11 protein-coding genes are annotated in these 13,353 nt (G+C 65.8%); 6 read left to right on the forward strand and 5 right to left on the reverse strand.

Annotated features, from left to right (window positions below; all coding sequences use genetic code 11):
* Positions 1-46: 46 nt before the first annotated feature.
* Positions 47-1,537, reverse strand: coding sequence for an NAD(P)/FAD-dependent oxidoreductase (locus Q0743_RS16330; protein WP_298242536.1), 1,491 nt, complete (start codon positions 1,535-1,537; stop codon positions 47-49).
* Between the two features lie 108 nt (positions 1,538-1,645).
* A complete protein-coding gene (locus Q0743_RS16335) occupies positions 1,646-2,095 on the reverse strand; it encodes a cupin domain-containing protein (RefSeq protein ID WP_027560751.1) in 450 nt (149 codons plus the stop codon).
* Positions 2,096-2,282: 187 nt separating this feature from the next.
* Here Q0743_RS16335 and Q0743_RS16340 point away from each other — a divergent pair, with 187 nt between their 5' ends.
* Positions 2,283-3,308: an AraC family transcriptional regulator gene (locus Q0743_RS16340; protein WP_298242537.1), complete on the forward strand. Its 1,026-nt coding sequence runs from the start codon at positions 2,283-2,285 to the stop codon at positions 3,306-3,308.
* Positions 3,309-3,392: 84 nt separating this feature from the next.
* Here Q0743_RS16340 and Q0743_RS16345 read toward each other — a convergent pair whose 3' ends face one another.
* The 3 genes from Q0743_RS16345 to Q0743_RS16355 all read right to left on the reverse strand — a co-directional run bounded on the left by Q0743_RS16345 (position 3,393) and on the right by Q0743_RS16355 (position 7,209).
* Positions 3,393-4,460 (reverse strand): hypothetical protein, encoded by a 1,068-nt coding sequence (locus tag Q0743_RS16345; protein ID WP_298242538.1) that lies wholly within the window; start codon positions 4,458-4,460, stop codon positions 3,393-3,395.
* A 142-nt stretch (positions 4,461-4,602) separates the two neighbouring features.
* Positions 4,603-6,453, reverse strand: a complete 1,851-nt coding sequence (locus Q0743_RS16350) for an ATP-binding protein (protein WP_298242539.1) — start codon at positions 6,451-6,453, stop codon at positions 4,603-4,605.
* A 129-nt stretch (positions 6,454-6,582) separates the two neighbouring features.
* The gene (locus Q0743_RS16355) at positions 6,583-7,209 is read right to left on the reverse strand and encodes a cupin domain-containing protein (RefSeq protein WP_298242540.1); all 627 of its coding nucleotides are present in this window, start codon (positions 7,207-7,209) and stop codon (positions 6,583-6,585) included.
* Positions 7,210-7,421: 212 nt separating this feature from the next.
* Between Q0743_RS16355 and Q0743_RS16360 the strand changes: the two genes are divergently transcribed.
* The 5 genes from Q0743_RS16360 to Q0743_RS16380 are packed head-to-tail and all read left to right on the forward strand — an operon-like array spanning position 7,422 to position 13,270.
* On the forward strand, positions 7,422-9,110 hold the full coding sequence (locus Q0743_RS16360) for a peptide ABC transporter substrate-binding protein (RefSeq protein WP_298242541.1): 1,689 nt from the start codon (positions 7,422-7,424) through the stop codon (positions 9,108-9,110).
* Between the two features lie 27 nt (positions 9,111-9,137).
* Complete coding sequence (locus tag Q0743_RS16365; RefSeq protein ID WP_298242542.1) at positions 9,138-10,088, forward strand: ABC transporter permease; 951 nt, start codon at positions 9,138-9,140, stop codon at positions 10,086-10,088.
* A gap of 3 nt (positions 10,089-10,091) precedes the next feature.
* The gene (locus Q0743_RS16370; protein WP_298242543.1) at positions 10,092-10,967 is read left to right on the forward strand and encodes an ABC transporter permease; all 876 of its coding nucleotides are present in this window, start codon (positions 10,092-10,094) and stop codon (positions 10,965-10,967) included.
* Positions 10,968-11,006: 39 nt separating this feature from the next.
* Positions 11,007-12,335 (forward strand): FAD-binding oxidoreductase, encoded by a 1,329-nt coding sequence (locus Q0743_RS16375; protein ID WP_298242544.1) that lies wholly within the window; start codon positions 11,007-11,009, stop codon positions 12,333-12,335.
* Positions 12,336-12,343: 8 nt separating this feature from the next.
* Complete coding sequence (locus Q0743_RS16380; protein WP_298242545.1) at positions 12,344-13,270, forward strand: glyoxylate/hydroxypyruvate reductase A; 927 nt, start codon at positions 12,344-12,346, stop codon at positions 13,268-13,270.
* Positions 13,271-13,353 lie beyond the last annotated feature (83 nt).

The raw sequence follows: 13,353 nt of genomic DNA on the forward strand, positions 1-13,353 counted from the left end.
CGGACGCAAGGGCTGGCGAGACGCAAATCCTGCCCGGCCAGAATTCTTATGCGGCCCGGTAGTCCGGCGCCGTCGCCAGGAATTTGGCATAGGCATCTGCGTCCGGCGGCTGGAAGCGTCCTTTGAGCCCGCCGCGCTTCTGCTCCTTCGCGCCGATGTCGGCCATCAGCTCGTCGAAATGGCGGTAGTGATAGGGCGCGACGCACAGGCCGCCATAGACGCCGGCGGCTGGCCGCTCGACGCGCTTGAAGTGCAGCATCATCTCGATGTTGTCGCGCATCGCTTGCGCCGTCGGCTGGTTGGCGAGCTGGCCGTCGGCATAGCGCACCAGCCAGTTGGCGGCGAGGTCGGCGCAGAGCACGGTGCAGAACGAGGAGTTGAAGCCGACGAATCCGAGCTCGGGCAGGTCGGGGTTGGCGATCAGGCGATAGAGCCGGTACTGCCCGTCGGCATCGACCAGCTTCTGCCGGTAGGCCTCGGGCAGGAACGGCACGCCGAGCTTGTAGCCGATCGCGAGCACCGCGACGTCGGCCTTGATGCGCTCGCCGCCGCTCATCACGATGCCGTCGCCGTCGTAATGGTCGAAGCTGCCGAACACCGCCTTGATGCGGCCGTCGGCAACCATCGGATAGAAACCCGGCGTTGCGATCGGCACCGAGCAGTTGACGCCGTCTTCGATCCGCTCCTTCGGCACCATGTTGCAGCGGCCGAGCTTGAGCTGCGCCTTCAAGAGGCTCTCCAGCCCGCGCCAGTTCGCCCAGACCAGCGGCGCGGCGATGCGGTGCGCGAGCCGTCCCATCGCGCTGATGCCCCAGCCCGGAAACATCTCCTCCTGCGCGCGGATGTAGAGGATGCGCTTGAAGTTCACGAGGCCGCCGATGAAATAGGGGATGCGCCAGACCGGCTCACGCATCACGATGGTGACCTCGCGCGCGCCCGATTTCACCGCGTTGACCGCGATGTCGGTCGCGGACTTCGAGCCGCCGAGCACGACGACGCGGCGTCCCTTTGCCAGCGCCGGGTCGCCGTATGTCGACGAATGCAGGATCCGGCCGCCCTGCGCGAGGAAGCCGTCCTCTCCCGGGCAATGCAGCTGGCGCGGCTCGTTGAACTGGCCGGTGCAGACCGCGACGAAATCGAAATCCTCGGTGGTGCCCGCGCCGTCCTTGCATCTGAGCGTCAGCGTCCATCCCGGCCTGCCGTCGGCGCGGCGTGCCATGCCGGCGACCTCGGTGCCGAGCCGCAGCATGCGATCGAGGCCAAAGCTCCTGGCGTAGTCGGCGAGATAAGCGTGGACCTGCGGCCCGGTCGGCCATTCCGGATAGCCTTGCGGCATGGCGCGGTCGGTGTAGCGATAGAGCTCCTTCGGGCTCTGCGTCTGCACGTCGGGATAGGAGCGCGCCGGCTCCCAGACGCCGCCGAGATCTCCGCTGCGCTCGACGATGGTGACGCGGTGGCCGCGGGCAGAGAACGCCTTGGCGGCAGCAAGGCCGGAGACGCCGGCGCCGATCACGCAGACATGCTTGGGACTGACCATGGGTTTGCTCGCAATCGATTGGGTTTTCCGCGCGCAAGCGGCCACGTTCGGCCGCAAGGTGCGGCCGGCGGGCCTGCAAGCAGATGAAAGTGGACGGGGAGCTTTCGCCTAGTCGTTGGCTTCCGGCGGCAGGAAGTCGACCTCATGCAGCGCCGAGATGCGCACGACTTCGGCCGGGTCGGTCAGATTATGCAGCTGGTTGAACAGCGCCTCGAGCTTCTGCATCGGCGAGACCCAGAACAGCGCGCGGCACGGCTTGTCGGATTTGTTGAAATAGCCGTGCGGGATGCCGCGCGGCATGCGCACGAGATCGCCGGCGTGAGCCTTCACCCATTTGCCGTCGAGCTTGAGGTCCAGCGTGCCCTCCTGCACCAGGATGAACTCGTCCTGGGTCGGGTGGATGTGCACCGGCACGAACTGGCCGGGATCGCTGTTGGTCTCGAATGCAAAGGTGGAGTCGGTGACGGCCTTGGGGAAATAAACCTGGCCCAAAATGTTCCAGCTCTTGCCGCCATAGCCTGTGCCGTTGGCGGTAATGCCTTTTTCGAGTGCAGTCATGTCGCGCTCCCATTGGATTCCGGCGGGAAGGGAGCTTGGGTCAGCAGGGGAGCGCTGTCTATCCGCTAAACGAATCCGGCGATGGTTGCTGCCGTGCAGCACGACAATTTTGCCGGCGCGGCTCTTCTCGGCTTGCGGGAATTATTATAGGCTTAAAGCAATTCCGTGACGCGAAGCGTGGTCGACGATGTCCGCAGCCGTGCTGGAAACGAGCGCAAGGGGCTCCGCGACCGAACGGCTCGCGGATTTCGCCCGCGTCACCACCGACGACGTCGACGAAGCGGCCGAACAGATCGGGCGCATCTTCTGCCCGCATGACCTCGAGCCGGCAAAAGCGCGCGCCGCCGCCTTCTCGGCCCGGCACAATTGCGCGGCCTATGACGGCTTTTCGATCAACTACGTCGCCTATGGCGGATCGGTCGGGATCGATCCCGGCTGCCTCGAGCGCTTCTTCCTGGTGCAAATCCCGCTCACGGGCACCGCCCATATCCGCGCCGGCGTCACCGAGCTCGAGGCTGCGCCGGAGCGGACGGCGTCGCTGCTGTCGCCGACGATCCCGACGCGGATGATGTGGTGCGATTGCGCGCAGGCGATCCTGCTGCTCGACCGCCGCATGGTCGAGCAGCGCGCCGCGGCGCTGTCGGGCAGGGCGGCAGGCACGGTCGAGTTCGATCCCGTGATCGATCTGCAGGGGCAGGCCGGCCGAGCGCTGCGGCACAGCCTTGCCGAGCTGATGACGCTCGCGGAGCGTCTCGGTCCGTCGGGCACGTTGTCCCCGCTTGCAATGGCCGACTGGCGCGAGCTTCTGCTCGATCATCTGCTCAATGGCCAGCGCCACGGTTTGTCGGATGCGATTCACACATTCTCCGGCCGGGCCGAGCGTCTGCCGCGCGCGCTGCGCGTCGCGCGCGACCATCTGGCCGACAATTCCGGCGCACCGCTCGATCTTGCGCAGCTCGCCTGCGCCTCCGGCATCGGCATCCGCGCGCTGCAGCTCGGCTTCCGCCGTCACTTCGGCCTGTCGATCTCGCAGATGCTGCTCGACATGCGCCTCGCCGGTCTGCACGCGCGGCTCGCGCAAGCATCGCCCGATGCCTCCATCACCGACATCGCCTTCGATCTCGGCTTCACCCATCTTGGCCGCATGGCCGGCGCCTATCGCGAGAAATTCGGCGAGACGCCCTCGGCGACGCTGCGGCGAAGGATGAGCTGACGCTTGCATGATCGGGGTGGTCGGCCTCCCGCATGCCGCCGTGGCTATTGAAGCTCGGAGGCCGGCAGCGGGCGTCTTTCGTCCCTAATTCTTGATCAGAAAATCAACATTTGGTTGCTGTGTGATGAGCGCGGCCTTGCATGCGCCTCCGCTGTCGGTAATCACCCAGGGATGGTTGATGAAGGTGGGCTGCACGTAGTGCTGTCCAGGCTGCAATGCCTGATAGAAGACCCGCTGGCCGGCATAGTTTATCCAGTAGACGTTGCGAAGCGCATCGGCGCTGTTGGTGAAAGTGACCTGCGCGGTGCCGCTTCCAGGCAGCGATGTCAGCGTCTTTTCGTCGCTACAGTTCCGCGCGCCTTGATCTGTGGTGGTGGGCGGCGCGTAAGCGGCGAGGGCCACCTTCGTGATGTCCGCGTCGACAATGGACGCTCTTCGGTCTGCTCCCAGGGACCACAAGATATCCCCCGTGGCGGTGGTTCTCCCGAGCAATCTCACGTTCACGACGAACGAGGGCGGGCCCTTGCCATCAGGCCACAGCTCCAACTCCCGATTGAGACTATCGCCTGCCTTGATGGATAGTTTCGCGGTGTCGTCGGGGACCGGCAGCACGGCGAACTGAGATGGGCTAAAAAGCCCGAGTGACGTTCTCTGGCCGTTCGTTCCGATCGCAACGATCGCCAGTGAGTTATTGTTGTCGGGGCGACTTTGGCCGGCGTAGGACGTCGACAGCACGATCGATTTGTGTCCGGCGGGAGAATTCGTCGAAGCACTCGGTTGCGATGTTTGCGCAAAGGCGAATGTCACGAGTCCGGGCCACCAGGAACTTCGCTCGGGCGGCCGCAGTTCGATCACCTTCGGCGGGATTTGCTGCGGGGCCTTGTTGGCGCCTGCCGTCGCCCCGTTGAGGATATTGGTTATGAGTGCAGGCGCCGATATGCCGATCACGACGGCCTTTGCGAGATCACTTTCCTTGTTTAGCGCGAAGCCTAGAACGGCGCCTATCAGGAAGAACAAAGCGATTCCAAAAAGAATATGCCAGTGCGGAAGCGGTTGCTCTGGCTGCGCTGCAAATGACGCAGCCAGCTGCGCTGTGGTCGGAAGCAAGCCGCCGAAGCCCGCCAGCACCACAGAGTGGATGTTTGCCGACATTGGGTCACCTCACAAGTGAGCAACCAATGATAGCAATTTGACGAGATGCGTCCAGTTCGTGGATCGGAAATGCGCGTGTTCCGCTATTGGGAAAGCAGGCCTTACGCAATGCTCTTCTTGATCCTCTGCACTGGGCCGTGCGCTAAGGCTTGTCCTTTTCCGCCGCCTGCCTGCGCAGGAAGGCTTCGACATCGGCCTGTACCGAGTAGGGCGTCGGGATCGCGTCGCCGGCGGAATCGACGGCGGTGTCGAGGCAGCGGCGCAGCATCCTTGCCAGCTCGGCCTTGCGGTAGGGCTTTCGCAGCAGCGGCGCGCCCATCGTGGCGCGGCCCTGCGCATGCAGCGAGTCGTAAGCGTAGCCGGAGGTGAACAGGACCCGCAGTGAGGGGCGCTGCGCCACCATCTGCTCGGCGAGCTCCCGCCCGTTCATGCCGCCGGCCATCACGATGTCGGTGAAAAGCAGGTCGAACGGCTTGCCGTCGGCCGCGATGGCGAGCGCTTCGGTCGCATTCGCGGCCGGGATCACCGTGTAGCCGAGCGCTTGGAGCTGGACCGTGACATATTGGCGGACGTCGTGATCGTCTTCGACGCAGAGTACGGTTTCCTTGCCGCCGATGATCTTGCGGTCGTCATAGCCGGTCGGGCGCAGCGCGCTTGCCTCCGCCTTCGGCAGATAGATCGTGAAGATCGTGCCGCTTCCTTCCTCGGATGCGACCTTGATGCCGCCGCCGGACTGCTTGACGAAGCCGAACACCATGCTGAGCCCGAGGCCGGTGCCCTTGCCGACCTCCTTGGTCGAGAAGAACGGATCAAAGATGCGCTCCAGGATGGCCTGCGGAATGCCCGTGCCGGTGTCGGCAATCTCGATCTCGACGTAGTCGCCCGCGTAGCCGGCGCCGACCGCCACCGCCTCGCGCACGCCGAACACGACGTTGCGCGTCGTCAGCGTCAGCCGGCCGCCGTCCAGCATGGCGTCGCGGGCGTTGATCGCGAGGTTGAGCAGCGCCGAGCTCAGCTGGCCGCGGTCGGCGAAGGCGAGCCAGACGTTGCGGTCGAGCCGGGTCGCGATCTCGATCTTCTTGTCGAAGGTGGCGAGCAGCAGCTTTGCCAGCTCTTCGAGCAGCGCGTTGACGTCGATATCGGCCGGTTGCAGCGCCTGCTTGCGGGCAAAGGACAGCAGGCTCGACGTCAGCGCGGCGCCGCGGTCGGCGGCCTCGCTGATCAGCTTGGTGATGGTCGCCAGCGGCGGGTTGTCCTTGACGGCGTCGGCGAGGATCTCGATCGTGCCCGTGATCACCGTGAGCATATTGTTGAATTCGTGCGCGATGCCGCCGGTGAGCTGCCCGACCGCCTCCATCTTCTGCGACTGCACCAGCTGCTCCTCGGCCGCGCGCTTCTGGGTGATGTCCCTGACGAAGGTGTTGATGACGGGACGTCCGCCCAGCCGCAAGACCGTGCTGGAGGCCTCGGCCAGGATCGCCTCGCCGTTCCGGTGGATCAAGGTGAGCTCGAAGCGCATGCCCGACGGCGCGTTCGACAGTTCCGGGACCAGCCGCGTCATGCGCTGCCTGAAGGCGGCACGCAGCGGTTCGGCGACGATGAGATCGACGACGTCGGCACCGAGCGCCTCCTGGCGCGTCCATCCGGTCAGGGCCTCGGCCTGAAAGCTCCACTCCAGCACGGTGCCGTTGTCATCGATCTGGATGAAGGCATCGAGCGCGGTCCTGATGACGGCTTGCGTCATCTGCGCAGCGTCGCTGCGGGCCCGCGCCAGCTCGGCCGATTGCGCGAGGTCGTGTTTCCTCTCCGATCTCTCGATCGCGCCGTTGCAGAGGCGCGCGAGCAGAGCGGCAATGGCGACGCTTGCGATGAGGGCCGCGATCTGGGCCACGCCGAAGCCCGGTCCGGACACGGCATAGGAGGCGAGGAGGGCCGCCGCGGTCACGACGACCTGTGCGGCCATCGCGAGTGTCAGAAGCCCCCTGAGTTTCATGGTCTCCTACCAACGCGGTCCGGCGCGGACCCCCATGTCCGCTCGGCAGATGTCTCCGGTCTCTCGTGGCTACAGACTCAATGCGGCGTCGTCGAGGGCAATTTCCGGTGGTATCGGGCGGCGCGCGCCTCAACCCGCGGGCGAATCGGTCTGCCGCAGCGTCGTCACCCAGATCACGCGCGCCGCCTGCTGGGTCGGGTTGTCGAACATGTGCGGCACGATGCTCGGAAATCGGAAACTGTCGCCGGCTTCCAGCACATGGGCCTGATTGTCGAGCCACAGCCGCAGGCTGCCGGAGAGGATGTAGCCGGCCTTCTCGCCGGTGTGCTGCAGGAAGTCGGTGCCCGAGGATGCGCCGGGATTGAGCGTGAGCTCGTACAGCTCGAGCTGGCCCTTGCCTTCGGGCGTGAGGGCTTCCTTGACGACGCCGCTGGCGGTGAGGCGTAGCAGCCGGCGACTGCCCTTGCGCACGATGTAGCGCTGCACATCGGCGGGATCGCTGGTCTCGAAGAAGTAGGAGATGGGAACGTCGAGCGCGATGCTGAGCAGGCGCAGCGTGCGGATCGAGGGCATGGCGCGCGCGCGTTCGAGCTGGCTGATCATGCCGGTGGACAGGCCGGTCTTGGTGGCGACGTCCTGGATCGAGAGGCCGGCACGCTGACGCAGCAGCCGCACAGTCTCGCCAAGGCGCTGGTCGACCGCGTCGTCCGCCTCGGTCGCTTCCTTCGTGCCGTTCGTATCGCCGCGACCATCCATGTCGCTCTCCCATGCGTCATTACGAGCCCCGGCCGTACCGGTCCGAGGCTTCAGTCAGAGTGAAAAGGTCGCGCATACTAGCAATGCGATTGACAGCTGTATTTAGTCATGATGAAATTTTGATCGAAAAATTTAGAAGCACTAAAGCCCACTCTTGCCGGGGTCTTCGGGGGCGCGGGAGACGGTGCCGCGTGCGGGAACGGAGACTGGTCATGGCAGACAGCACCGGCAAGTTCGGCGTTGGCGGATTGCATTTCGGCATTCCCAATCGCCGGCAATTCTTCCAGCTCGGCGCGGGCGCCGCGGCGGGATGGACGCTTTCAGGCAACGCCTTTGCCCAGAGCGAACGCCCGAGCAATCCGCCGGACAAGCCGCGCGGGCAGGTGATCGCGGCACTGTCGCAGGAGCCGACCGTCTTTCATCCGCTGATGCCAGGCATCGAGGTCGACCAGGGCATCTGGTGGCAGGTGTTCTCGCCGCTCTGGTTCATCGAGCCCGACGGCAAGTTCGTCCCCGACCTCGCGCGCGAGGTCCCGACCGTCGAGAACGGCGGTCTGTCGGCCGATGGCCTGATCTGGAAGATCAAGCTGCGCAGCGACGTGAAGTGGCACGACGGCACGGCCTTCACCGCCGAGGACGTCAAGTTTTCGCTCGATCTGATCAACAATCCCGATTTCCGCGTCCGCAACCGCGTCGGCCATAGCCTCGTCAAGGACATCAAGGTCGTCGCGCCCGACGAGATCCATTGGCGCATGGAAGCGCCTTATTCGCCTTACATGTCGATCCTGTCGCTCACCTTCATCGTGCCGAAGCACATCCTGGAGAAGGTGTCCGATCCGAATGCCTCGCCGTTCCACAACGCGCCCGTCGGCACCGGGCCGTTCCGGTGGGCCGAGCGGGTGCCGGGCGACCACATCCAGTTGAACGCCAACACCGGCTATCACGGCAAGGGACCTTACGTCGAACGCGTGGTCTTCAAATACATCCCAGATCTCACCGTGCTCTACACCCAGTTCCGCACCGGCCAGGTCGACTACACCGGCTTGCAGGGCATCCTGCCGAACTTCGTGCAGGAGGCGAAGACCCTGAAGGGCCGCAAGATCTTCGTCTCCTCGACCTCCTCGGTCGAGCACATCGCGCCCAATTTGGAATTCGGTCCTTTCGCCGATCGCAGCGTGCGCGAGGCGCTTTATCTTGCCATCAACAAGCAGGCGATCATCGACGCGCTGAACTACGGCCTGCCGACGCAGACCGAGAGCTTCGTGCCGCAGCAGGCCTGGTCGTTCCAGCAGGGCCTGCCGCAGCACAAATACGATCCCGCCAAGGCCAACGCGCTGCTCGATGCAGCCGGATGGACGCGCGGCTCCGGCGGCGTGCGCGAGAAGGGCGGCGTCAAGCTCGAATTCACCAACTCGACGACGTCAGGCAACGCCGTGCGCGAGCAGACCCAGCAGCTCCTGATCCAGGACTGGCGTGCGATCGGCGCTGCGATGCGCGTCAACAACATGCCGGCCGCCGTGATCTGGGGCGATTTCTGGCAGCAGTCGAAATTCAACTCGGTGCTGGTGTCCGTCAACTTCATGCTCGGCAGCGACCCCGACGTGACGCCGCGCTTCGGCTCCGGCGCCATCCCCGCCAAGGGCGGCCGCGGCTACAACACCTATCAGTACAAGAGCGAGGCGGCCGATCGTCTGCTCGCCGATGGCGCAAGGCAGTTCGAGATCGCGCAGCGCAAGACCACCTATGGCGAGTTGCAAAAGCTGATCCGCAACGACCTCGCGATCCTGCCGCTGTTCCAGGGCTTCATCGCCGAAGGCGTGAAGGAGGGGCTGCAGGGCTTCCGTCCCAACATCAACACCTCCATCAATTGCTGGAACATCCGCGAATGGTACTGGGCCTGATGGATCGGTTGCGCGGGGCAGCCTGAGATGGCCCGTTACGTCGTCAACCGCCTCGGGCAGGCGATCATGCTGCTGGTGATCGTCTCCGCGATCGGCTTTGCCATCCTGCACATGGCGCCGGGCGGTCCGCTGTCGCAATTCGCTGCCTCCGCGCAGATGACGCAGGAGGATCTCGACCGCGTCACCAGGCAGCTCGGGCTCGATCGGCCGCTGCCGATCCAGTATCTCGACTGGTTCGGCCGCATGCTGAAGGGCGATTGGGGCAAGTCCTATCGCGACGGCGAGGCGGTGCTGTCGGTGATCTCCTCGCATCTCGGGGCGACGCTGGAGCTGATGGCGACGGCGACGATCATCGCGGTGCTGCTCGGCTGCTGGATCGGCATCCTTGGCGCGCTGCGGCGCTATTCGCTGTTCGACACGCTGGCGACCGTCGGTGCCATGATCGCCCTGTCGATCCCGACCTTCTGGTTCGGCCTCGTCACCATCTACGTGTTCTCGGTCAAGCTCGGCTGGCTGCCGGCCGGCAACCGTGAGACCGTCGGTGACGGCTCCTTCCTCGACCTGCTGCACCATCTGATCGCGCCCGCGATGGTGCTTGCGCTGGTGGAGACCGCGATGTGGGGCCGCTTCATGCGCTCCTCCATGCTGGAGGTGATCAACCAGGACTACATCCGCACCGCGCGGGCCAAGGGCATGCCGGAATGGCGCATCCTCACGGTGCACGCACTGCGCAACGCGCTGCTGCCGATGATCACGGTCGCCGGCCTGCAGTTTCCGACGCTGCTCGGCGGCGCGCTGGTCGCCGAGACCGTGTTCACCTGGCCCGGCATGGGGCGGCTGTTCCTGGATTCGATCGGCTATCGCGACTATCCCGTGGTGATGGGCATCCTGATGTTCTCGGCGACGATGGTGCTGATCGGCTCGCTGCTTGCCGACATCCTCTATGCCGTCGTCGATCCGCGCATCCGGGTGGGCTAGGCGATGACGGCTGCAACCCTCACCTCCGCACAGCTCGCGCCCGGCCAGGCCGCATGGCGGCGCTTCCGCCGGCATCGCCTGGCGCTCGCCGGCGCCGTCATCATTCTGGTGCTCGTGCTCGGCTCTGCGTTCGGTCCTTATCTGCTGCCGTTCGACGACACCTATATCGACATCATGAAACGGTTCGCGCCGCCGCTGTCCGGCGCGCACATTCTCGGCACCGATGAGCTCGGCCGCGACGTGCTGGCACGCCTGATGATGGGCGGGCGCGTGTCGCTTTCGATCGGCATCGTCGCGATGGTGATCGCGATGGCGGTCGGCATCGTCGTCGGCGCCTTCGCCGGTTTCTACGGCGGCGTGGTCGGCGCGGTGCTGATGCGGCTGGTCGACGCCGTGCTGTGCTTCCCGACGATTTTCTTGCTGCTGGCGCTGGCGGCGCTCACCGAGCCCGGCCTCGTCACCACCACGGTGCTGATCGCGGCAACCGCCTGGATGGCGGTGGCGCGCGTCGTCGAGGCGCAGGTGCGCGCGCTCAGGGAGCGCGAATTCGCGGTCGCCGCGCTCGCCTTCGGCTCGTCGAACCTGCGCATCATGTTCCGCGAGCTGGTGCCCAACGCGATCGCGCCGATCATGGTCGCCGCGACGCTGAACGTTGCGAAGGCGATCCTGCTGGAATCCTATGTCAGCTATCTCGGCTACGGCATTCAGCCCCCGGCGGCGAGCTGGGGCAACATGCTCAACAACGCGCAGATCTATCTCACCAGCGCGCCGTGGCTCGCGATTGCGCCGGGCGTTGCCATCACGCTCGCCGTGACCAGCTTCAACTTCCTCGGCGACGGCCTGCGCGACGCGCTCGATCCGCGCATGAACATCCCATGACGCCCAAGATTCGATCGAACTGACCTCCAGGAGTACCCCATGTCCCCGCCGCTCAACCGTATCAATAGCGACGATCGCCTGCCGGCGCAGGTGGACGTCGTCGTCATCGGCGGCGGCGTGATCGGCGTCTCCGCGGCCTATCATCTCGCAAAGAAAGGGCACTCGGTCGCGCTGGTCGAGAAGGGGCATGTCGGCGGCGAGCAGTCGAGCCGCAATTGGGGCTGGTGCCGGCAGCAGGGCCGCGCGCGCGAGGAGATCCCGCTGGCGCGCGAGGCGCTGCGCCTGTGGGAGGACATGCAGAACGATGCCGGCGTCGATGCCGGCTTTCGTCGCACCGGCGTGCTGTTCCTGACCAAGAGCAAGGACGAGCTGGCGAGCTGGGAGCGGTGGGCGGCCGTCGCGCGGGAGATGCAGGTTCACTCCACCGTGCTGACGCCGGCCGAGGTCGCCGAGCGCATGCCGGGCAATACCGACGCCTGGGTCGGCGGCCTGCATACGCCGAGTGACGGCCGCGCCGAGCCGTCGATGGCGGTGCCCGCGCTGGCGACGGCCGCGCGAAAACACGGCGTCACCATTCATCAGGGCTGCGCGGCGCGCGGACTGGAGACGACTGGCGGGCGCGTCAGCGCCGTCGTCACCGAGAAGGGCACCATCCGCACGCAATCGGTGCTGCTGTCCGGCGGTGCGTGGTCGTCGCTGTTCTGTCGCCGTCACGGCATCGAGCTGCCGATCGGCCTCGTCAATGCCACGGCATGCCGGACCACGCCGGCGCCGGAGATCACCTCAGGCGCGCTCGGCACCGATCTCTATTGCATCCGCCGCCGGCTCGACGGCGGTTTCACGCTGGCGCTGCGCAACCGCGGCACGGTCGAGCTGTCGCCCGATTTGTTCCGCTACGCGCGCACGTTCTGGCCGACTTATCAGCATCGCAAGAACGGGTTGAAGCTGTCGTTCGGCAAGTCGTTCTTCGACCAGCTCATGCGCGGCACCAGCTGGAGTTTTGACAAGCCGTCGCCGTTCGAGACCGAGCGCGTGCGCGATCCCGAGCCCGACATGTCGCTGGTCACTGCGGCGCTCGCCTCATTGATCAAGGCGACCCCGGAGCTGAAGGACATCGAGATCGCGGAAGCCTGGGGCGGCACCATCGATTGCACGCCCGACACCATTCCGGTGATCTCGCCGGTCGATGCGCTGCCCGGCTTCTTCCTCGCCACCGGCTTCTCCGGCCACGGTTTCGGCATCGGCCCCGCGGCCGGCAAGCTCGCCGCCGACATCGTCACCGGCGCGACGCCGCTGGTCGATCCCGCCGCCTACAGCCACAAGCGCATGATCGACGGCCGGCGGCTGGCGCCGGTCAGCCCGTTCTGAGGACCTGCATGGCGGTTCTCTACAAGGCCAACATGGTGCGCGGCGCCGAATGGGCGCGCTTCTTCGCGGAGCGTGCGCCCGACGTCCCGTTCCGGCTCTGGCCTGACATCGGCGATCCCGCCGACGTCCGCTATCTCGTCGCATGGGTGCCGCCCGACGATATCGCGACGACGTTCCCCAATCTCGAACTGGTGTTCTCGGTCGGCGCGGGCGTCGATCAGTTCGACGCATCAATACTTCCGGCGCACCTTCCCCTGGTCCGCATGCTGGAGCCCGGCATTGCCGAGACCATGGTGGAATACGTCACCATGGCCGTGCTGGCGTTGCATCGCGACCTCCTCGATTTCATCAACCAGCAGAAGGAGCAGGTCTGGCGCGAGATCCGGATTACGCCGGCCGGGCGCCGGCGTGTCGGCGTCGTGGGGCTCGGCCAGCTCGGCCAGGCCGTGCTCGAACGTCTCAAGGCGTTCGGCTTCCCGCTATCGGGTTGGAACCGCTCGCCGCGCGAGATCGAGGGCGTGGCCTGCTACGCCGGTGCGGAGGCGCTGACAGAATTCCTTGGGCAGAGCGACATCCTCATCTGCCTGTTGCCGCTGACCGACGAGACACGCGGCATTTTGAACGCCGATCTGTTCGCGCGTCTGCCGCGCGGCGCGTCCCTTGTGAACGTCGGGCGTGGCCCGCACCTCATCGCGGCAGATCTTCTCGCCGCCCTTGATAGCGGCGCACTGTCGGGTGCGGTGCTCGACGTCACCGACCCCGAGCCGCTGCCTTCAGGCCATCCGTTCTGGAGCCACCCCCGCATCCTGCTGACGCCGCACAATGCGGCCATGACCTCGCCGGATACGGCCGTCGATTTCGTGCTCGATGTCATCGATCGTCACCGCCGCGGCGAGGACTTGCCCGGACGTGTCGATCGCACGCGGGGATATTGAGGGATGGTGATGTTGATACAAGTGCAGCCACGGGCTCGTCTTACCTCTCCCGCTTGCGGGGGAGGTCGGCGCGAAGCGCCGGG

Origin of the sequence: uncultured Bradyrhizobium sp., from assembly GCF_936943645.1 — a bacterium.
Classification (GTDB): Bacteria; Pseudomonadota; Alphaproteobacteria; order Rhizobiales; family Xanthobacteraceae; genus Bradyrhizobium.

What these genes read in the sequence shown, in the direction of transcription:
- Q0743_RS16380 (WP_298242545.1), top strand. Translation starts at nt 12,344, where the DNA reads ATGGCGGTTCTCTACAAGGCCAACATGGTGCGCGGCGCCGAATGGGCG.
- Q0743_RS16335 (WP_027560751.1), bottom strand. Translation starts at nt 2,095, where the DNA reads ATGACTGCACTCGAAAAAGGCATTACCGCCAACGGCACAGGCTATGGC.
- Q0743_RS16345 (WP_298242538.1), bottom strand. Translation starts at nt 4,460, where the DNA reads ATGTCGGCAAACATCCACTCTGTGGTGCTGGCGGGCTTCGGCGGCTTG.
- Q0743_RS16350 (WP_298242539.1), bottom strand. Translation starts at nt 6,453, where the DNA reads ATGAAACTCAGGGGGCTTCTGACACTCGCGATGGCCGCACAGGTCGTC.
- Q0743_RS16370 (WP_298242543.1), top strand. Translation starts at nt 10,092, where the DNA reads ATGACGGCTGCAACCCTCACCTCCGCACAGCTCGCGCCCGGCCAGGCC.
- Q0743_RS16375 (WP_298242544.1), top strand. Translation starts at nt 11,007, where the DNA reads ATGTCCCCGCCGCTCAACCGTATCAATAGCGACGATCGCCTGCCGGCG.
- Q0743_RS16365 (WP_298242542.1), top strand. Translation starts at nt 9,138, where the DNA reads ATGGCCCGTTACGTCGTCAACCGCCTCGGGCAGGCGATCATGCTGCTG.
- Q0743_RS16330 (WP_298242536.1), bottom strand. Translation starts at nt 1,537, where the DNA reads ATGGTCAGTCCCAAGCATGTCTGCGTGATCGGCGCCGGCGTCTCCGGC.
- Q0743_RS16360 (WP_298242541.1), top strand. Translation starts at nt 7,422, where the DNA reads ATGGCAGACAGCACCGGCAAGTTCGGCGTTGGCGGATTGCATTTCGGC.
- Q0743_RS16355 (WP_298242540.1), bottom strand. Translation starts at nt 7,209, where the DNA reads ATGGATGGTCGCGGCGATACGAACGGCACGAAGGAAGCGACCGAGGCG.
- Q0743_RS16340 (WP_298242537.1), top strand. Translation starts at nt 2,283, where the DNA reads ATGTCCGCAGCCGTGCTGGAAACGAGCGCAAGGGGCTCCGCGACCGAA.